This window comes from Amycolatopsis tucumanensis (assembly GCF_021654135.1).
In the GTDB taxonomy this organism is placed as follows: Bacteria; Actinomycetota; Actinomycetes; order Mycobacteriales; family Pseudonocardiaceae; genus Amycolatopsis_E; species Amycolatopsis_E tucumanensis.
The window spans coordinates 97,876-116,616 of the sequence record NZ_JAKGSD010000003.1 but is presented as its reverse complement, the minus strand read 5'-3'; the positions used below and the strand labels follow the sequence as shown (position 1 = coordinate 116,616).

Annotated in this window: 23 protein-coding genes; 10 read left to right on the top strand and 13 right to left on the bottom strand. The window is 73.1% G+C overall.

Features of this window, described 5'->3' with window-relative positions; translation table 11 throughout:
* Positions 1-484: 484 nt before the first annotated feature.
* From L2C96_RS05695 to L2C96_RS05685, 3 genes are read right to left on the bottom strand one after another with little or no spacing between them, the layout of a single operon-like run.
* Entirely contained in the window at positions 485-1,018 is a 534-nt protein-coding gene (locus tag L2C96_RS05695; protein WP_237335424.1) for a class IV adenylate cyclase, read from the bottom strand.
* A 43-nt stretch (positions 1,019-1,061) separates the two neighbouring features.
* Positions 1,062-1,445, bottom strand: coding sequence for a PPOX class F420-dependent oxidoreductase (locus tag L2C96_RS05690; RefSeq protein ID WP_237335423.1), 384 nt, complete (start codon positions 1,443-1,445; stop codon positions 1,062-1,064).
* Positions 1,446-1,474: 29 nt separating this feature from the next.
* Positions 1,475-2,062: a TetR/AcrR family transcriptional regulator gene (locus tag L2C96_RS05685; protein WP_235716236.1), complete on the bottom strand. Its 588-nt coding sequence runs from the start codon at positions 2,060-2,062 to the stop codon at positions 1,475-1,477.
* Between the two features lie 87 nt (positions 2,063-2,149).
* Here L2C96_RS05685 and L2C96_RS05680 point away from each other — a divergent pair, with 87 nt between their 5' ends.
* The 6 genes from L2C96_RS05680 to L2C96_RS44340 all read left to right on the top strand — a co-directional run bounded on the left by L2C96_RS05680 (position 2,150) and on the right by L2C96_RS44340 (position 7,571).
* Positions 2,150-3,532, top strand: coding sequence for an MFS transporter (locus tag L2C96_RS05680; protein ID WP_237335422.1), 1,383 nt, complete (start codon positions 2,150-2,152; stop codon positions 3,530-3,532).
* A gap of 45 nt (positions 3,533-3,577) precedes the next feature.
* The gene (locus L2C96_RS44990) at positions 3,578-4,642 is read left to right on the top strand and encodes a pentapeptide repeat-containing protein (RefSeq protein WP_237335421.1); all 1,065 of its coding nucleotides are present in this window, start codon (positions 3,578-3,580) and stop codon (positions 4,640-4,642) included.
* 71 nt (positions 4,643-4,713) lie between these two features.
* The gene (locus tag L2C96_RS05670; RefSeq protein ID WP_020420905.1) at positions 4,714-5,571 is read left to right on the top strand and encodes an SMP-30/gluconolactonase/LRE family protein; all 858 of its coding nucleotides are present in this window, start codon (positions 4,714-4,716) and stop codon (positions 5,569-5,571) included.
* Positions 5,572-5,630: 59 nt separating this feature from the next.
* Positions 5,631-6,065 (top strand): OsmC family peroxiredoxin, encoded by a 435-nt coding sequence (locus L2C96_RS05665; protein ID WP_237335420.1) that lies wholly within the window; start codon positions 5,631-5,633, stop codon positions 6,063-6,065.
* 96 nt (positions 6,066-6,161) lie between these two features.
* The gene (locus L2C96_RS05660) at positions 6,162-7,142 is read left to right on the top strand and encodes a zinc-binding dehydrogenase (RefSeq protein ID WP_237335419.1); all 981 of its coding nucleotides are present in this window, start codon (positions 6,162-6,164) and stop codon (positions 7,140-7,142) included.
* A gap of 144 nt (positions 7,143-7,286) precedes the next feature.
* Positions 7,287-7,571 carry a zinc-binding dehydrogenase gene (locus L2C96_RS44340; protein ID WP_308191133.1) on the top strand — a complete coding sequence of 95 codons (285 nt, stop codon included), beginning with the start codon at positions 7,287-7,289 and terminating at the stop codon, positions 7,569-7,571.
* On the opposite strand, the gene L2C96_RS05655 is transcribed toward L2C96_RS44340, so the two are convergent.
* From L2C96_RS05655 to L2C96_RS05620, 8 genes are all read right to left on the bottom strand, one after another.
* A complete protein-coding gene (locus tag L2C96_RS05655) occupies positions 7,552-7,896 on the bottom strand; it encodes a cupin domain-containing protein (protein WP_237335418.1) in 345 nt (114 codons plus the stop codon). The two genes, L2C96_RS44340 and L2C96_RS05655, sit on opposite strands and share 20 nt — an antisense overlap.
* 54 nt (positions 7,897-7,950) lie before the next feature.
* On the bottom strand, positions 7,951-8,337 hold the full coding sequence (locus tag L2C96_RS05650; protein WP_237335417.1) for a DoxX family protein: 387 nt from the start codon (positions 8,335-8,337) through the stop codon (positions 7,951-7,953).
* Between the two features lie 76 nt (positions 8,338-8,413).
* Entirely contained in the window at positions 8,414-9,379 is a 966-nt protein-coding gene (locus L2C96_RS05645) for a hypothetical protein (protein WP_237335416.1), read from the bottom strand.
* 25 nt (positions 9,380-9,404) lie between these two features.
* Entirely contained in the window at positions 9,405-11,573 is a 2,169-nt protein-coding gene (locus tag L2C96_RS05640) for a xanthine dehydrogenase family protein molybdopterin-binding subunit (RefSeq protein ID WP_237335415.1), read from the bottom strand.
* Entirely contained in the window at positions 11,570-12,568 is a 999-nt protein-coding gene (locus L2C96_RS44985) for an FAD binding domain-containing protein (RefSeq protein ID WP_237335414.1), read from the bottom strand. The genes L2C96_RS05640 and L2C96_RS44985 overlap by 4 nt, the downstream gene beginning before the upstream one ends.
* Positions 12,569-12,572: 4 nt before the next feature.
* Positions 12,573-13,061: a (2Fe-2S)-binding protein gene (locus L2C96_RS05630; RefSeq protein ID WP_020420896.1), complete on the bottom strand. Its 489-nt coding sequence runs from the start codon at positions 13,059-13,061 to the stop codon at positions 12,573-12,575.
* Positions 13,062-13,124: 63 nt separating this feature from the next.
* Positions 13,125-13,997 carry a helix-turn-helix domain-containing protein gene (locus L2C96_RS05625; RefSeq protein WP_237335413.1) on the bottom strand — a complete coding sequence of 291 codons (873 nt, stop codon included), beginning with the start codon at positions 13,995-13,997 and terminating at the stop codon, positions 13,125-13,127.
* 1 nt (position 13,998) lies between these two features.
* A complete protein-coding gene (locus L2C96_RS05620) occupies positions 13,999-14,598 on the bottom strand; it encodes a DUF1345 domain-containing protein (protein ID WP_237335412.1) in 600 nt (199 codons plus the stop codon).
* Positions 14,599-14,678: 80 nt separating this feature from the next.
* Here L2C96_RS05620 and L2C96_RS05615 point away from each other — a divergent pair, with 80 nt between their 5' ends.
* The 4 genes from L2C96_RS05615 to L2C96_RS05600 all read left to right on the top strand — a co-directional run bounded on the left by L2C96_RS05615 (position 14,679) and on the right by L2C96_RS05600 (position 17,467).
* Positions 14,679-15,533 carry a helix-turn-helix domain-containing protein gene (locus tag L2C96_RS05615; protein WP_020420893.1) on the top strand — a complete coding sequence of 285 codons (855 nt, stop codon included), beginning with the start codon at positions 14,679-14,681 and terminating at the stop codon, positions 15,531-15,533.
* The gene (locus tag L2C96_RS05610) at positions 15,520-16,569 is read left to right on the top strand and encodes a PAS domain-containing sensor histidine kinase (protein ID WP_237335411.1); all 1,050 of its coding nucleotides are present in this window, start codon (positions 15,520-15,522) and stop codon (positions 16,567-16,569) included. Before L2C96_RS05615 ends, L2C96_RS05610 begins: the two co-directional genes overlap by 14 nt.
* 67 nt (positions 16,570-16,636) lie before the next feature.
* The gene (locus tag L2C96_RS05605) at positions 16,637-16,960 is read left to right on the top strand and encodes a histidine kinase (RefSeq protein WP_237335410.1); all 324 of its coding nucleotides are present in this window, start codon (positions 16,637-16,639) and stop codon (positions 16,958-16,960) included.
* A 141-nt stretch (positions 16,961-17,101) separates the two neighbouring features.
* Positions 17,102-17,467 carry a response regulator transcription factor gene (locus L2C96_RS05600; RefSeq protein ID WP_237335409.1) on the top strand — a complete coding sequence of 122 codons (366 nt, stop codon included), beginning with the start codon at positions 17,102-17,104 and terminating at the stop codon, positions 17,465-17,467.
* On the opposite strand, the gene L2C96_RS05595 is transcribed toward L2C96_RS05600, so the two are convergent.
* Together L2C96_RS05595 and L2C96_RS05590 are read right to left on the bottom strand one after the other, a co-directional pair.
* Positions 17,448-18,104 carry a response regulator transcription factor gene (locus tag L2C96_RS05595; RefSeq protein ID WP_020420889.1) on the bottom strand — a complete coding sequence of 219 codons (657 nt, stop codon included), beginning with the start codon at positions 18,102-18,104 and terminating at the stop codon, positions 17,448-17,450. The genes L2C96_RS05600 and L2C96_RS05595 overlap by 20 nt on opposite strands.
* A 25-nt stretch (positions 18,105-18,129) precedes the next feature.
* Complete coding sequence (locus tag L2C96_RS05590; RefSeq protein WP_020420888.1) at positions 18,130-18,639, bottom strand: Dps family protein; 510 nt, start codon at positions 18,637-18,639, stop codon at positions 18,130-18,132.
* Positions 18,640-18,741 lie beyond the last annotated feature (102 nt).

Here is an 18,741-nt window from a genome sequence, read left to right as displayed (position 1 = left end):
GGTGGGGCGACGGCCGCGGACACCGGTCGTACGGCCGCCGCGTCGTTGGAGGGCGACGGCCCCGGAAAGCCAGCTGCGTGGCTGGCTGGTGGAGGGCTGGGTGGCGTGCCGGTGCGGCTCCCTCCCGGAGGGCGCGGTGGGGCTCCCTCTCGGAGGGCGCGGTGGGGCGGTGGCAGTACCGGATGGGAGAGGCAAGCGCTTGCGGCCCGCCCCCCAAGCCGCCTTCCCCAGCCAGCCGCACCTATCTCCCACGCCACCTCCCGGGCCGGCCGCGCCAAACAACCCGCCTCCGCGAGCCGGTCGCGCCGCCAAGCAACCCGCCTTCCCTAGCCAACCGCACCCGCCACCCAACCCACCTACCCGAGCCCGCCGCACCCACTACCCGACCACCCTCCCCAGCCAGCCGTGCTCAGCCGCCCCGGCAAGCACCTGCCACCAACCGAACCACGCCGGCCGCCCGGAGCCGGCCCCGCGCCAACGCCCCTCAGAAGCGGAGCCGCGGGATCGATGCCAGGTCGATCCCGTAACGCGCGTACACCTTGATCGTGTTCTCGCCCGTCAACCGGTCCTCCGGGAAGCCGAGCAAGCCCGCGACCCGCACGACCTCGGCCACCGTGGCGGCTTCGATCTCCAGGTAGGGCGGGATGAGCGGCCACTCGTCGATCTCCAGCCGCGCGCCGTCCAGGGTGAAGCTCGTGCGGCGGTTCTCCTGGTAGGACTTCGGCGTGAAGCCGAGGAGGCCGAGCAACTCCTGAGCGCCCGCGAAGTCGCCGACCGTCACCTCGGCCTCGTGTGTGCCGTCGATGGCGTCGCTGCGGATTTCCTTGACGCACAATGTCGTCTCGGCGCCGGTGTCGCGCAACCGGATCCACTTCGACCGGTGCCCCGGCGTCACGTCGTAAACGTAACGCCGCATCAGCCGCGTCCCTCCGATCCGCTCCCCGCCCGCACGCAGGATGCGCGCCGCGACGCGCGCGGGGTCGATGTCGAGGACCTTGGCTTCGTGCTCGATCGGCACTGGTCTCCCTTCGCCGGTGGCGGTCGAGCCTAGCGGCCGTTGATCACCCCACCGATCGGCTCGCCCGGGGACCGTCCAGCCCCCACGAGATGATCCGCGCCGGGCTGATCCGGATGATCTCCCGCGAGAAGTACGGCACCGGCGGCTCCTGATCGGTCAGCGCCACCGCGCTGCCACGGATCTCGATGCCCCGCGGCACCCACGGGTCCACCGTCGCCAGGTCGTCCACCACGAACGACACCGTGCTGCCCCGCTGGACGTTGCGGAACTTCTTCGACGCGCCCAGCGCGTGCCCGCCAATGACGATCACGCCGTCGACGACGAAGAAGTTCACCGGGTTGTTCTGCACCTGCCCGCCCGGCGACACCGTGGCGAGCCTGCCGAGGGGCTGGGACTTCAGGTAACTCAGTTCTGCTTCCGTGAACACGGGCGCGATTCTGCGGGTTGACGCGAACGTCAATGCAAGTCCGGCGGCGCCAGCAATGACCGGACCGTCGCGCTCACCACAGCGGGCGCGTCGGCCGCGCTCAACCGTCCGGCGCGGTTCTCCTCGGCGGCCCCGTTGAGGACGTAGTGCACGACGTTGACCAGCCACGTGACCGGCAGGTCCGTCCGGAACACGCCCTGCCGCCGGCCCCGCCGGACGAGGTCCTCCACCCGGTTGGCCGCGTCGCCGTGCAGTTCGCGGATGCGCGCTGCCGGCAGGAGCCCTTCGGCGGCCTGCAGCAGCTTCGTCGACTCGGCCACGAGCGACCAGCTGGGCGCGATCAGCCGCGCCAGGGCGTCCCGCGCGTCGCCGTCGAGGTCGACCGCGGACAGGACCTCCTCGCCGGCCCGGATGGCGTCGGCGAGCGCCGCCTCGACCAGCGCCGCGCGATTGGGGAAGTGCCCGTACAACGTCATCCGCCCCACCCCGGCGGCCTTCACGATGTCGTCGATGCTCGCGTCCGGATCCCGGCTGAGCACCTCCCTGGCGGCGGTGACGATGCGGGCGATGCTGCGCTCGGCGTCGGCGCGCCGGCGCGGTCGTGCGGAAGTGCTCACCACCGAAGTCTATCTCGTACGGGAATGTACGAGTTAGCATGGCGGTTGTAAGTCGTACTTCGTCGTACGAGTTAACCGGAGATGATCATGTCGGATTCGTTCGCAAGACCCGGTGCGCACCCGCTGCGGTGGCGCATCCTCGGCTTCCTCGGGGTCGCCCAGCTGATGCTGATCCTCGACGTCACGGTGGTGGCGATCGCGCTGCCGCACATCGAGACCGACCTCGGCATGAGCCGCGAGGCGATGACCTGGGTGGTCAGCGCGTACACGCTCACCTTCGGCGGGCTGCTGCTGCTCGGCGGCAGGCTCGCCGATCTCGCCGGCGCCAAGCGGATCGCGCTCGCCGGGCTGGTGGTCTTCACGCTGGCTTCGCTGGTGACCGGGCTGGCCGGGTCGTCCGCCGTGCTGCTGGGCGGCCGGATCGCGCAGGGCGTCGGCGCGGCGCTGTTGTCGCCATCGGCGTTGTCGCTGGTCGTGGGGCTCTTCGAGGGCGACGAGCGGAACAAGGCGCTGGGTGTGTGGTCGGCGCTGGGCGGCGGTGGCGCGGCCCTCGGCGTGCTGCTGGGCGGGCTGCTCACCGCGGGGCCGGGCTGGCCGTGGGTGTTCTGGGTCAACGTGCCGATCGGGCTCGTCATCGTCGCCGCGCTGGCGCGGATGCTGCCGCGCACCGCGCCGGTGGTCCCGGGCGCGCGGCTGGACGTGCTGGGCGCGCTGCTCGTCACCGCCTCGTCCGGGGCGCTGGTGTACGCCCTGATCAACGCCGGGGACCAGGGCTGGCTGACCGCGACGACCGGGTGGCTGGTGCTGGCGGCCGCGGTCGGGTACGTGGCGTTCGTGGCGTGGCAGCGCCGGGCGAAGGCGCCGCTGATGGACGTGCGGCTGCTGGCGCGCCGCCCGGTGGCGACGGGCACGTTCCTCATCCTGATGGCGACGGCGCTGACGGTCGCGGTGTTCTTCCTCGGGACGTTCTACTTCCAGCAGGAGCGCGGGTTCAACGCGCTGGTGACCGGGTTGCTGTTCCTGCCGGTGGCGCTGCTGACGATGGCCGCGGCCAATCTCACCGGGCGGGTCATCGGGCGGTTCGGCGCGCGCCCGCTCGCGGTGGCCGGGCTGCTGGTCGCCGCGATCGGCCTGGTGGTGCCCGCGCTCGTCATTAACGCCGTGGTGGTGGCGATCAGCATCGCGGTCGCGGGCGCCGGCACCGGGGTGCTCTTCGTGGTGGCGTCGGCGACGGCACTGGGGCAGGTCGCACCGCACGAGGCCGGGATCGCGTCGGGGATCGTGAGCACGTTCCACGAGTTCGGGGCTTCGCTGGGGGCCGCGGTGGTGTCGAGCGTCGCGGCGGCGAGCCTGGTCGCGGAGACGCTCGCCGGGTTCCGCGGCGGGTTCCTGGTGTTCGCCGTGACGGCCGCGGTGGCCGCGATCGCCGCGGGCGCGCTGTCGCCGGGCCGCCCGTCGGTGAAGGTCTGACGACCCGGCCGGTTACGCCGGGCGGTGGCGTGGCGACTACCGCACGTGGACGAAGATCTCGCGCGTGACGCGCTGCGGGGCCGGGAGCGCGACCTCCGGACCCGGCGCCGCGCCCGCCGCACGGCGCTGGCTCTGGTCGTGCTGGCGGCCGCCGCCCTCGGCTGGCAGCTGGCTCCGGCGGCGACGTCGTGGTGGCCGTTCCTCACCGAGTGGTGGCCGCTGGTGGCGGCCGTCGTGGCGCTGGTAGCCGCCGGGGTGCTGTGGTCGCGGAGCCGGCAGCGCCCCACGACCACCGGTGCCGGCGCGGCCGAGCGCTGGTCCCGCATCGGCGGGATGGTCACCACGGTGACCGCGGTCGGCGCGCTGGTGTTCACCGCGATCTCGCTGCAGGCCACCCGCGACCAGATCGAGGTGGCCCGGCAGGGGCAGATCACCGACCGCTACACCCGCGCCGTCGACCAGCTGGGCGCCGAGGGCGCCGCGAACCTGCACCGGCGGCTCGGCGGGATCTACGCGCTGGAGCGGATCGCGGTCGACTCGCCGCGGGACCAGGCGACCATGGTCGAGGTCCTGTCCGCGTTCCTGCGCTCCACCAGCCCGCGCGTCCGGGGCGAGCCGTGCCCGCCGACACCGGCGGACGTGGCGGCCGCCTTCGCGGTGCTGACCCGCCGCGACGTCACCCGGGATCCCGGGCCGGCGGTGATCGACCTGCGCGAGCTGTGCCTGCGCGAGGTGCGGGCGGTGGACGGCGACCTGAGCGGGATGTCGCTGATCGGCTCCGACCTCAGCGGGGCCAATCTGAGCGGGGCGCGTCTCGGGCTGACCGCGCTGTCCGATGCCACGCTTGTCGGCGCGTCGCTGTACCGCGCGGATCTCACGGCCGGTTTCGTCTTCGCCACGAACGCCGACTTCACCGGCGCCCGGTTCGACAGCGCCAAGCTGGGCAGCGCGGATTTCTCCGGATCGACCTTCACCGGCGCGGATTTCGAGTACGCGGACCTGGGCCGTTCCGACTTCTCCGGCGCCGACCTCACCGGCGCCGAGCACACCGCCCAGACCAAGGCCGACGGGGCGGTGAAGGACCCGGCCACGCGCAACGCGTGGTGGTGAGGTGTCGATCCGGCCTGCCGCCGTTCGTGTAGCCGGTGAACGGGTTCCCTCGACCGTGAGGAGCGGACACGATGAGCGACGTTCTGCTGACCGGGTTGAAGATCGGCGAGTCGGCGCGCTGGCACGAGCACCGGCTCTGGCTGGCGAACTGGGGGACGCGGCAGGTGCTGGCCGTCGACTTGGACGGCAACGCCGAGGTGATGGCCACCGCGCCGACGACGTTGCCGTTCTCGATCGACTGGCTGCCGGACGGGCGGTTGCTGGTGGTCGCCGGGCCGGAGGGCCGCCTGCTGCGTCAAGAGGCGGACGGGTCGCTGACCGACCACGCCGACCTGACCGGCCTGGGCGCCGGCCTCAACGAGATCGTCGTCACCGGCCGGGGCGACATCTACGTCAACGGCGGCACGGACTTTCACCCGGGCGCGGGAGAAGCGCCCGGGTTCGTCGCCCTGATCAGGGCGGACGGCTCGGTGCGGCGGGTCGCGGACGGGCTGGCGTTCCCCAACGGCATGGCGGTGACGCCGGACGAGGGGACGCTGATCGTCTCGGAGTCGTTCGCAGGCAGGCTCACCGCGTTCGACATCCGCCCCGACGGCACCCTCACCGGGCGGCGGGTGTGGGCCCCGCTGCCCGGGGACGGCATCGTCCTCGACGCCGAGGGGGCCGTGTGGACGCCGGGCTGGACCGAGCGGGGACCGGCCTGCCTGCGGGTCGCCGAGGGCGGCGAGGTGCTCGCCACCGTCCCACTGGACCGGGCCGGGTTCGCGTGCACCCTGGGCGGCGAGGACGGCCGGACGTTGTTCACGCTCGCGGCGGACTGGCGCATGGCGGACGGGTTCGAGGACAATCTGGAGCGTCTGCTGACCGGGCCGGAGACAGGTCAGGTGTGCACGGCGCGCGCTCCAGCCGCCCACGCCGGCCACCCGTGACCGCCTTGGCCGCGCCGCGGCCCCGCCCGTGCGCAGCGCACGACCGGAGGAGGTCCGCCATGACCGATCGTCAAGCCACCACCACCTGGACCGGCGACCTGCCGAGCGGGTCCGGGGAGACCAGTCTCGACACGTCGGAGCTGACCACGTTCGCGGTCTCGTGGCCGGCACGTGCCGAGGAAGCCGGCGGCAAGACCAGTCCCGAGGAGCTGATCGCGGCCGCGCACTCCTCGTGCTACTGCATGCAGCTGTCCGGTCTGCTCGGGCGCGCGGGCACCCCGCCGGCGAAGATCCGGACCACCGCGACGGTGTCGTTCGGCCCGAAGTCCGGTGGCGGGTACGAGATCAAGGGCATCGCGCTCGCGGTCCGCGCGACGGTGCCGGGCGCGAGCCCGGACGACTTCCGCAAGATCGCCGAGGACGCCAAGGAAACGTGCCCGGTCTCGGCCGCGCTGACGGGCACCACCATCACCCTCGACGCGGAACTCGAGTGACGGCGGTTCACGATCTGAAAAAGCCGTGCTGTGACCCGGTTCGCCATCGTTGGAGGCGCGCGCCGGACCGCTGTTAGCTTCGCGGACGTGACAACGATGACCGCAGTGGTGCACGGGAACGCGACGGGACTCACGGGTGTGCGGGTGGCGGAGGTGCCCGCGCCGCGGCCGGGACCGGGCGAGGTCGTGGTCGCTGTCCGCGCGGCCGGTCTCAACCACCGCGACCTGTTCCTCGTCGACGGGCGCGGGGCCGATGACGCTCCGGTCGTGCTGGGTTCGGACGGCGCCGGAGTGGTCGCCGCGGCCGGGCCGGGCGCGGAGGTGGCTCCCGGGACCGAGGTCGTCGTCAACCCCTCGCTGGACTGGGACGAGCCCGGCGACGTGCCGGAGGTCCCCGCCATTCTCGGCGTGCCCACCGACGGCACGTTCGCCGAGTACGTCGTGGTGCCGGCGAAGAACGTGGCCCCCAAACCGGCGCACCTCGGCTGGACCGAAGCGGCGGCCCTTCCGCTCGCGGCACTGACGGCGTACCGGGCGCTGTTCACGCGCGGCGGGCTGCGCCCGGGCGAGCACGTGCTGCTGCCCGGGATCGGCAGCGGGGTGGCGACCTTCGCGCTGGCCATGGCCAAGGCGGCCGGCGCCACCGTCAGCGTGACCTCGCGCAGCCCGGAGAAGTGCCGCCGGGCGCTCGAACTGGGGGCCGACCGGGCGATCGGCAGCGCCGAGGACTGGCGCGGCGCGCTGGGGAAGCCGGTGGACCTCGTCATCGACAGCGTCGGCTCGGCCACGTTCGGCCGGTGCCTGTCGGTGCTGCGCCCGGGCGGGCGGCTGGTGTCGCTCGGCGCGACGACGGGCGCGGCCGTCACCCTGTCGCTGCGCGAGATGTTCTTCCGGCAGATCAGCCTGCTGGGCACGTCGATGGGCAGCGCGCGGGAGTTCGGGCGGATGCTCGACCTGGTGACCGAGCACCGGATCCGGCCGGTCGTCCACCGCACGTTCCCACTGGAGGACGGCCCACGCGCGCTGGCCGAACTCGCGTCGGGCGACCAGTTCGGCAAGCTCGTGCTGACCCCGTGACCATGGCCGGTGGTGAACGCGGCGAGCACCGGATCCGGCCGGTCGTCCACCGAACGTTCCCACTGCAGGACGGCCCACGCGCGCTGGCCGAACTCCCGGCAGGCGACCTTCGGCAAGCCAAGGCTGACCGCGTGACCACGGCCGGTGGTGAACGCGGCCGAGCACCAGATCCGGCCGGTGATCCACCGCACCTTCCCACCGGACGACGGCCCACGCACACTGACCGAACTCCCGGCAGGCGACCTTCGGCAAGCCAAGGCTGACCGCGTGACCGCGGCCGGTGGTGAACGCGGCGAGCACCGGATCCGGCCGGTCGTCCACCGAACGTTCCCACTGCAGGACGGCCCACGCGCGCTGGCCGAACTCGCGTCGGGCGACCAGTTCGGCAAGCTCGTGCTGACCGTGCCCCCTACTCCAGCCACTCGGTGACGAAACGCGGAGCGGCGTGGATGTGCACGGCCTCGTAGCCGCCGGGCCGGGTGGTGAACTTGTGCGTCGTCCCGGCCGGGACGACGAGCACCTGACCGGCCCTGGCGGCGACCTCGTCGGCCCCGATGGTGAACACCGCGCTGCCGCGGCGGATCACGAACGTCTCCGCGTACGGGTGCCGGTGCAGGCGCGGGCCCGCACCGGCTTCCGACGTCGATTCCAGGATGATGGAGATCCCCGCCCCGCCGGGGAGTTCTTCGAAGTTCTCGGTCCAGTTTTCGCCGTCCGGTCGGCCGTCGCGGCGGTCGATGACGCTCGCTGGCATCCCATCCTCCTGTCCTCGAAACCCGGCCCGCACGGTACGCGAAAAGCGGCCCGCTCACCCCGCGAACGGCGCGATCCCGAAGCGGCCCCACGCGATGAACACCGCGACCACGAGGTAGATCAGGTTCAGGCCGGCGAACCGCGCGCCGCCTTCGTAGCGGAGGTGCGTGATCATCGCGCCGATCATCAGCTCGGCCCAGCACACCGCGGTCACCGGCACCAGCACCGGCGCGATCCCGGTCACCGCGGGCAGCACCAGCCCGATCGCGGCCAGGATCTCCAGCACGCCGAGCGTCCGCACGAACGCGGGCGCGGCGTCCCCCGTCCACTCCCCGCCGTGCGCCGCGGCCAGCTTTTCCACCGGCAGGAACGACTTGGTGAAGCCCCCGGTGAGGGCGACCGCGGCGAGCACCCCGGCGGCGATCCACAGGGCGACGTTCATGGGATTTCCCTTCCGTGCACAACAGTTCGCCCTGAAGACACCGCTCATCTGAAAGCCGTGACACCCGGTGATCGGATCACGCGCGGCCGGGCCAGCGGCGCCACACCGCGACGTGCAGGATGACGGCCAGGCTCAGCGCGTTCAGCAGCGCGTGCGTGACCCAGCCGTCCACTTCGGACTCCGGGACGCCGGCCACGCGGGCGAGCGGCGGGAGCAGCCACGACAGCGACACCGCCAGCACGGCCACGATCGTCAGCGCCAGGCTCCGCCCGGGCAGTGGACCGAGCCGCACCGCGGGCCACGCCTCGAACTGCATCGAGACCACCAGGACCGACGCGACCACCGCCGCGGCGATCGCCGTGACGCGGCCCGGTTCCGCGATCAGGCAGCTCGCCGAACCGCACACCACCACGGCCGCGTTCGCGGTCACCAGCCGCACGGCGCGCCGCCGGATGCGGGCGAACGGCCACCCGCGCAGGGCGACGTAGAAGACCATCTGCCACGCGCCGAGCGCGGTGAACCACGCCCCGTACGCCTCCCCCGGCACGGCCCCGGACCGGACGAGCAGCAGGTACGCCACCGCCCCTGCCGCCCAGCACCCGGCCAGCGCGGCGAGGCCGGAGCGGATCCGCCCGGCCCCGGCGAGCGGCCACCGTTCGCAGACCAGCGTCAGCTGCAGCATGACGGTGAAGATCCCGCCGGCCAGCGGCAACGGGTTCGCCGCGCCCGCGACCGCCCGCCCGAGCAGGCTCAGCACCAGCCCGCCCGCCACGACCAGCAGCGTGTCGTAGAGCCCGGACCACCCCGGACGCGCAAGACTGCCGGGCCAGTCGTCCCACCAGAAGGCGATCATCGCCACCAGCGGCAATGCGAAGGCCACGGCGGGTCCGAGCAGCGCGGCCGATTGCGCCGGGCCGCCCGCGCCGGCCGCCAGGAACCCGGCGACCGGCAGCACGAACAGCAGCCCGGCCAGCCCGCGCCGGGGCTGGGCCCGTCTCGCGTCGGCCAGGGCGGCCGGGCTCAGCGCGTCCGGGGCGCTCACCGCCGGCCGGGACACCACGGCCACGTCAGAGGACGTGCTCGAGCCGGATGGGCAGCCGCCGGGGACGGCGGCCCGTCGCGTGGTGCACCGCGTTCGCGATGGCCGCGGCCACCCCGACCATCGCGACCTCGCCCAGCCCCTTCACCCCGGCGGAGTTGAACAGCGGGTCCGGCTCGTCGATGAAGGACACGTCGATGTCGTGCACGTCGGCGTTCACCGGCACCGGGTACTCCTCCAGCGTGGTGTTGAGGAAGCCGCCGAAGCGGTCGTCCACCTCGCTCTCCTCCCGCAGCGCCGCGCCAATGCCCCACACCACGGCGCCCCGCACCTGGCTGGCCGCCGTGACCGGGCTCGCCACCCGGCCGCAGTCCGCGACGCTGACCACCCGCGGCACGCGGATCCGCCGCGTCCCCGCCTCGACCCGCACCTCGACGAAGTGCGCGATCCAGCTGAACGAGCTGAACTCCCCGAACTCCGGGCCCGCGATCGCGACCAGCCCGGCCCGGGACCGCTCCAGCATCTCCGGCGCCTGCGAGGTCACCTCGACCTCCACCGCGTCCCGCCCGGTCGCCGCGACCGCCGCCGCGACGTCCACGTCCCCGGACGCCGGGACGTCCAGGTGCTTGCGCAGCTCCGCCAGTCCACTCTGGACGGCGGGTAGCGCCGTCGCGGTGCCCCACGAACCAGCGGTCAGGTGCTGGGGCGCCACCCGGGTGTCCCCGACCAGCACCACCACGTCGGCGGCGGGCACCCCGAGGTCGCGCGCCACGGTCAGCGCGATCGCCGACCGGATGCCCTGCCCCATCTCGTGCCCGTCGACGCTCACCGTCACCCGCCCGTCCGCGCTCGCCGACAGGTGCGCGACCGCGGGCGCGACGTTGCACGGGTAGGCCCCCGCCGCCACACCCCAGCCGATCGACGACCCGTCCGGGGCGACCATCGACCCGGGCTCCGGGTTCCGGTCCGCCCAGCCGAACCGCTGCGCGCCCCGCCGCAGGCATTCGGCCAGGTAGCGGCTGGAGAACGGGTGCCCGCTCACCGGGTCGACCGCCGTGTCGTTGGCCAGCCGCAGCGCCACCGGGTCCTGCCCGGTGGCGTAGGCGAGCTCGTCCACGGCGGACTCGAACGCGAACGTCGCGGGGCTCTCGAACGGCGCGCGCATGTACCCGGGGGTCTGCACGTCGGTCTGCACCAGCCGCTGCCTGCCGCGAAAGGCCGGCACGCCGTACAGCCGCGAGGTGACCTCCGTGGCCGTGCACGGGAACAGGTCGTGCCGCGAGGTCTGCTGGTCGACCTCGTGCACCGCGGCCAGCAACTTGCCGGAGGTGTCGGCGCCCAGCCGCACGGTGTGCCGGGACGCGGGCCGGAAGCTGGCCGCGTGGAACGTCTGCGGCCGCGGCAGCACCAGCTTGACCGGGCGGCCGAGGCGGCGCGCGACGACGGCCAGCGGGCCCAGGTGCGGCTGCAGCGAGTTCTTCTGCCCGAACCCGCCGCCGACGTAGGGCGAGCGGATCTCGACGTTCGCCGCGTCGATGCCCAGCTGCCGGGCCAGGCCGTGGCGCAGCGCGCCCGCGTTCTGGGTGCCCTCGTGCACGATCACGCGGTCGCCGTGCCATTCCACGACGCTGCTGATCAGCTCCATCGGCACCTGGTGCTGCGGGGCGTGCTCGTAGGTGCCCTCCACCCGCACCGGGCTGGCGGCGAAGGCGGCGTCCGCGTCGCCCACCTTGACGTCGGCCAGGAACGGCAGCGGGATGGCCTCCTCCTGGACGACGGTGTTCGCGCCGTCGGCGTCGAGCCCGACCGCGAACGGCTCCACCTCGTACTCGCCCGTCACCAGTTCGGCGGCCTCGGTGGCCGCGACGAGCGTGTCCGCGACCACCAGCGCGATCGGCTGGCCGCGGTAGGCCACCCGGTCACCGAGCAGCGGCTGGAAGCTCTGGAACCCGTGCCCGCCGCCCATGACGAAGCTGCCTTCGCCCAGCTCACCGGGTTCGAACCGGGTCACCACCAGGCGCACGCCCGGAACGGCTTCGGCAGCGGAGGTATCGATCGAGACGATCCGGCCCTTGCCGATCCGGGCGGTCGCGAACATCGCGTACGCCACACCCTCGGGCACCCGGTCGGCGCCGTAGGCGGTCCGGCCGGTCACCTTGTCGCGGGCGTCGACCCGGCGGTTGTCGATGGCGGTCATCTGCTGGCTCGCTCTCCGGCAATGCGCACCGCGTCAGCGACCGTGCGGATGCCCAGTTCTACTCGGAACCCGTTGTAGGTGCCGGGGCGGGCGCCCTCGAAGGCGATCTCCCCGGCCCGGCGGGCGTTCTCGGGTGTCAGCGCCCGGCCGGACAGGAACGACTCGGCCTCGGCCGCTCGCCACGGCCGCGTGGCGACGCCGCCCAGGGCGATGCGGCACTCCCCCACCACGTCTCCGTCGAGGGTCACCGCGACGGCGGCCGAGGCGAGCGCGAACGCGTAGGACTCCCGGTCCCGGATCTTGTGGTAGGTCGACCCGCGGCCGGCCGCGCTCACCGGCACGCGGATGCGCACGATCAGCTCGTCCGCGGCGAGCGTGTGCTCGCGGGTGGGGTCGTCGCCCGGTTCGAGGTGCAGGTCGGCGAGCGGCACCTGGCGCTCGCCACCCGGGCCGAGCACGTCCACGACGGCGTCGAACGCGAGCAGCGCGATCGCCCAGTCGCCGGGGTAGGTCGCGATGCACGACTCCGAACCGCCGAGCAAGGCGTGCGCGCGGTCGTGGCCGCCGATGGCGGCGCAGCCGCTGCCCGGGTTCCGCTTGTTGCACGGGAAGTCCGGGCCGCCGCGGAAGTAGGCGCAGCGGGTGCGCTGCAACAGGTTGCCACCCACCGTGGCCATGTTGCGCAGCTGCTGCGACGCCGCGCGCCACAGCGACTCCGACAGCGCCGGGTAGTCCGCGCGGATCACGGGGTGGTCGGCGACGTCGGCCATCCGGGCGCCCGCGCCGAAGGACAGCTCGTCCGGTCCGGTACCGACGGCGTCGAAACCGGGCAGGCGGTGCACGTCGACGACCGCGAGCGGCGCCTCGATGCCCAGCTTCATCAGGTCGTAGAGGGTGGTGCCGCCGGCGAGGATCTTCGTGCCCGGCTGCGCCGACCGCAGCGCGTCGACGGCGGCGTCCACGCTATCCGGCACGAGGTAGCTGAAGGCTCGCACGACGTCACGCCCCGTTCCGCGCGGCGGCCTCGCGGACCGCGGCGACGATGCCGGCGTAGGCGCCGCAGCGGCAGATGTTGCCGCTGAGGTACTCGCGGATCTGGTCGTCGTCGCCGGCGTGGCCCTCGGCGATGCAGGCCAGGCCGGACATGATCTGGCCGGGCGTGCAGTAGCCGCACTGCAGGGCGTCGTGGTCGATGAAGGCCTGCTGCAGCGGGTGCAGCCCGCCGTCCGGTCCGGCGACGCCCTCGATGGTCGTCACCTCCTGCCCCGCGACCTGGACGGCCGGGGTCAGGCACGACACCACCCGGCGGCCGTCGACGTGCACCGTGCACGCGCCGCAGTGGCCCTGGTCGCAGCCCTTCTTCGTGCCGGTGCGGACGAGCCGCTCGCGCAGCACGTCGAGGAGCGATTCACGGGGATCCACCTGGAGGCGGACGGACTGTCCGTTGAGGACGCAGGACAGCTCCACCGTCGGGTCGTTAGTGGCCATGCCCGCCACGCTAAGTTCCCCGGCGGGCGCGCGCCTTCCCCTACTTGCTGCGCGGCAGGACGTTTATTGCTGCTGGTCCCGGAACGCGGTGGGCGACACCCCGGTCTCCCGCCGGAACGCGATCGCCAGCCGGGACGGCGAAGTGAACCCGCACAGGTGCGCGATGTCACTGACCGGCAGGTCGGTCCGCCCGAGGTACCGCCGTGCGCGGTCGATCCGGACCGTGTTCAAGAACCGGTACGGGGTGGTACCGGTCGCGGCCTTGAAGACCCGCAGGAAGTGGAACGGGCTCAACTCCACCGCGGCCGCCATCTCGGCGAGCGTCAGCGGCAGGTGGTGGTTGTCCTGGATGAACGAGACGGCCTGCCGCACCCGGATGTCCTCGGCGCGCACCGGAGCCGGTTCCGGGGCCGAGGCGTGCCGGGTGAGCAGGTGCGCGGCGATGAACGCGGCCGCCGTCTCCGCGTACAGCTCGTCCGCCCCGGCGAGCGCGGCGTCGCCGAGCCCGGTGAGCACGGCCGCGAGCACCGGATCGTCGGCGGCGAGTGCGTCCGGCCGGCTCACCCGCGACGCGCCACGTCCGAAGAGCTCGGCGGCGGTCCGTTCGAGCAGTCCGGCCGGCAGGTAGACGTTGATGCTCGTCGTGGGCGCGCCGCGCCAGCGCAGGTGCGCCTCCTGGTGCGGCGCGGTCAGCCCGATCCGGCCGGGCCCGTATTCGGCGCTGTGCCAGCGCGCGCCCGCCCTCGACTCGATGGTCTTGGTGCCCGAGGTGATCAGCACGAGGGTCTGCTCGGCGGTGGCAGGCAGCAGGACCTCCTCGGCGACCGGGTCGTTGGCGTAGGACCGGATCAGCAGAGAGCGCCAGCCGTTGTCCCGCCAGCTGCACAACCGCAGGTTGGCGACCGAATCCAGGTCGAAGGCCAGTGCGCCGAACACGTCAACTCCCGGTGATCACGCCGATCGCGACTCCGAGCGTCGCGGTGTTGTAGAGGAAACTCAGCACCCCGTGCGAGAGTACCCGCGACCGCGCCGCCGTCGTACGGGTTTCGACGTCGGACACCGCGAACGTGGTGCCCACGGTGAACGCGAAGTACGCGAAGTCGGCGAACAGGGGTGTCTCGGTGTCCGGGAAGGCGAACTGCCGTTCCGGCAGCGCCCGGTAGTAGGCGTGCGCGTACCGCTCGGCGTATCCGAAGTGGAGGATCGCCCAGGCGAGCAGCACGGCGGGCACGCCGAACACCCTGGCGATCAGGTCGTCGCCGGTGCCCAGCACGATGGTCAGGCCGCAGGTGATGCCGACCACGCTGGTGAACACCGTGAAGAACAGGCCGCCACGCCCGCCGAGCAGGCTGCGCCGCCAGTCCGGACCCGCGGACTTGCGCGCCACGCGCCGGATCCGGACGCCCAGGTACACGGCCGCCAGCAGGTCCCACCACATCACGAACACCGGGTCGTCGAACACGAACACGAGCACGCCGAGGGCGAGCAACGCGAACTCGATGAGGCGCGACACCGCGAACGAGGCCTTCTTCAGCACGAGAGCGGGAGGGTAATCGACGCGCTGGGTAGGAGTGCCACTCCTACCGCCCGCGGGCCCGGTGCGCTTACCCTCGATCCGTGGAGGACGACAACCGGCTCGGCCAGTTCATCAGGGCTCGCCGCAACGTGGTCACCCCGGCCGATCTCGGTCTCGCCGACTCGGGTCGCCGCCGCGGTGGCCTGCGCCGCGAGGAGGTGGCGACGCTGGCCGGGATCAGCACGGACTACCTGGCCCGGCTCGAACAGGGCCGCGAGCGCAACCCGTCCGACCACGTCCTGCAGTCGCTGGCCGCGGTGCTGGGCCTGGACCAGGAGGCGGTGGAGCACCTGTACCGGCTCGCGCGGCCCCGGCCGCGGCGGCGCCGCTTCCGCCAGGTGGACCCGGATCTGCGCCGGCTGATGGACACCTGGACGCACTCCCCGGCCATGGTCGTGGGCCCGTTGCTGGACGTGCTCGCCGCGAACCCGCTCGGCCAGGCGCTGTACGCGCCGGCCGGGCCGGAGCCGAACCTCGGCCGCTTCTGCTTCCTCGACCCGGCGGCGCGCGAGTTCTACCGCGACTGGGACTCGGTGGCCGCCAAGGGTGTCGCGGCGCTGCGGGTGGCAGCCGGTGAGGACCCGGACGACCAGCGGCTGACCGACCTGGTCGGCGAGCTGACGGTGAAGAGCCCGGAGTTCGTGCGGCTGTGGTCCCGGCACGACGTGCGCGAGAAGAAGCACGAGCCGATGCGGATCCGGCACCCGCAGGTGGGCGAGCTGGACCTGAGCTACCACTCGTTCACCGTGAACAGCGCGCCCGGCCAGCAGCTCAAGGTCTTCCAGGCGCAGCCGGGCAGCGCGACCGAGGAGCGGCTCGCGCTGCTGGGCTCGCTGCGGACCACCGAGACCGCCGACGGCGACCGGGCACGCGGGCGTGGCCATGAGGTCGGTTGACGCGCTGCTGCCGCTGATCCTCGACAGCGTGCCGCAACCGGTCTGGGTGGTGGACGCCGAGGGCCTGATCATGTTCGCCAACCAGGCCGCGCTGGACGCGCTCGGCTACGACGACGTGTCGGAGCTGCGCGGCCGGCCGAGCCACGAAACGGTGCACTACAAGCGCGTGACGGGCGAGCCGTACCCGGCGGCGGAGTGCCCGATGCTGCGGCCCCGGCTGACCGGCGAGACCGCGCACGGCGACAACGACTGGTTCGTGCGGCGGGACGGGTCGATGTTCCCGATCGCGTGGTGGTCGGCGCCGCTGCGACTGGACGACGGGCCCGGCCTGGTCTACGCCTTCACCGACCTCACCGAGCGGCACGCGACCGAGCGGATGATCCGGGAACGCGACGCGGCGCAGGTGCGCGCGGTGGAGTCCAGGGCGGCGCAGCGGCGGATCGTGGAAACCACGACCGAGGTGCGCCGCCAGATGGCGCGCGACCTGCACGACGGTGTGCAGCAACGGCTCGTGGCCCTCCTCATCGGACTCCAGCTGGCGCGGGAGGAGCTGCCGCCCGGTGTCGGCGAACTGGTCGACGAAGCGGTCGGCCAGGCGCAGGCCGCCATCGACGACCTGCGGGACCTCGTCGCCGGCATCCACCCCGCGATCCTGACCTCGCGCGGGCTGCTGCCCGCGGTCGAGGCGCTCGCGGCGCGCACCCCGCTGCCGGTGGTGATCACCGGCAACCTCCCCCGGCGGCTGCCGCCGACGATCGAGGTCAACGCCTACTTCGTGGTGTCCGAGGCGATCACCAACGCGGTCAAGCACGCCGGCGCCACCGGGATCACGGTCGACCTGCGCTGCGACGGAGCGACGCTGATCCTCGACGTCAGCGACGACGGCGCGGGCGGCGCGAACCTCGACGGCACGGGCAGCGGCCTGATCGGGCTCGCCGACCGCGTCACGGCGCTGGACGGCGACTTCGCCCTGTCCTCGCCGCCGGGGAGCGGCACCTCGCTGCGGGCCACCATCCCGCTCACCGGCGGGACATAAGCAGCGGTTATGAGCTGATAGGACTCGCCCGCTACCCGGCCGCCCCGCCACGGCGGAGGCTTGGGACATGCAGCTGACGGAGACGACCGCAGTCCACAGTGGAGCAGCACGACCACGGGTGCCGGATCGCGCGGCACAGCGCCGGATCGCCGACTCTCGCCTGCGGCTGGCCGGTGAGCTGCGCGAGCGCGTGCAGGCCCGGCTGGTCAACGTCCTCATCGCACTGGAGCTGACCAGCGAGTGCGAGCCGCCGGGTCAAGCGGAACTCATCGACGAAGCCGTGGAACAGGCGCGCACGGCGATCGCCGAACTCCGCGACCTGGTCGCGGACCTGCGTCCCGCCGTGCTGGCCGGGCGCGGTCTGCCCGCGGCGGTCGAGGCCCACATCTGATTCTTCGTCGCCGAGGCGCTGGAGATCAGCGTCAGGGCACGTGCTGGACCGGCAGCGTACCGCCCGGTGCCCGGATCCCGGTTCCATGATCGTGGGGTTTTCCCCATTGCGTGTGAAGCCGTGGCGGACGAGGCTTGCGGTATGGGATTCACGGTGCTGGTGGTCGACGACGACGCGGCCTTCCGCCGCGTCGCCGGCCGTCTGCTGGCCGTGCGCGGGTTCGAGGTGGTCGACGCCGCCGCCGACGGCAGCGAGGCCATGGCCGCGATCCGCGCGCACCGCCCCGGCGGCGTGCTGCTGGACGTGAACCTGCCCGACACCGACGGCCTCACCCTCGCGCGGGAGATCCACCGGGAACCCGAGCCGCCCGCGGTGGTCCTGACCTCCACCGACCACCACGGCTACCCGGAGCAGACCCTCACCGGCGCCGGGGTGCGGGCGTTCGTGCCCAAGGACCAGCTGGTCGGAACCGACCTGGCCGCGCTGTTCACTGCCCCAGGTACCTGAGCACGGCGAGCACGCGGCGGTGCCCGGAGGCGGCGTCGGTCAGGCCCAGTTTGCTGAAGATCCCGGTGACGTGCCGCTCGACCGCGGGCACGGTGACGACGAGTTTGGCGGCGATCCCGGAGTTCGAGTGGCCTTCGGCCATCAGCGCGAGCACCTCGCGTTCGCGCTGGGTGAGGCCGTCCAGCGGGCTGTCGACCCGTTTGCGGCCCACCAGGCGGGCGATCACGTCCGGGTCGAGGGCCGAGCCGCCGTCGGCGACCCGGCGGACCGCATCGACGAGCAGCTCGGGGCTGGCCACCTTCTCCTTGAGCAGGTAGCCGACGCCCTCGGCGCGATCACCGACCAGGTCGATGGCGTAGGTGTCGTCGAGGAACTGCGACAACACGATCACGCCGATGCCCGGTTCGCTCGCGCGGATCTCGATCGCGGCGCGCAGGCCGGCCTCGTCGAACTGCGGCGGCATGCGGATGTCGGTGATCACCACGTCCGGCTTGTGCCGCCGGGCTTCGTGCACGAGCTCGGTGGCCGTGCCGACCGCGGCGAGGACCGTGCAGCCCGCGCGTTCGAGCATCCGCACGATGCCTTCGCGCACCAGCGCCTGGTCCTCGCCCACGACGACCGTGATGTCCGTCCTCACTTGCCGAGCATATAACGGATTCCGGTCAGCGCCGCGGTTCCCGCCCCGCCGCGCCGAGCATCCACGCGTGCTTCTCCAGCGTTTCCACGACGCTGTGCAGCAGGTCGGTGGTGACCGGGTCCTCGGCGTCGACCGAACCCCGCACCACACGGATCGTCGACGCGACGCCGTGCAGCCGGTTCGTGATCGCCTCGATCACCTCCGCGGTGGACCGCTCGCCCCCGGGGAAGGCCGCCAGCGTCGTGGTGGCGGCCACCGTGCCGGACCGGCCGTCCGGCACGCCGTGCAGGGCGCGCAGCCGTTCGGCCACCAGATCGCTCGCTTCCCGCGCCGCCGCGGTGATGTCGTCCAGCTCCAGGTGCAGGCTGCGGAAGCCGGGGCCGACCACGTTCCAGTGCGCCTGCTTGGCCTGCAGGTGCAGTTCGACGAGGTCGGCCAGCACCAGCTGGAGGTCGCGGGCCAGCGCCGGCGAGGCGGTGAAGCCGACGGCTCCCGCGGCGGGGATCCGCCGGGTCTTCTCGGTGGTTTGGGTCATGACTACCTCCGGTTCGCGCGGGCGTCGTGCCCGTCTCCTCCTCAGCGTCACCGCGGCGGCCGGGGCGCGCCATGGCGTGCTCCCGAGAACCGGATCGGGCCG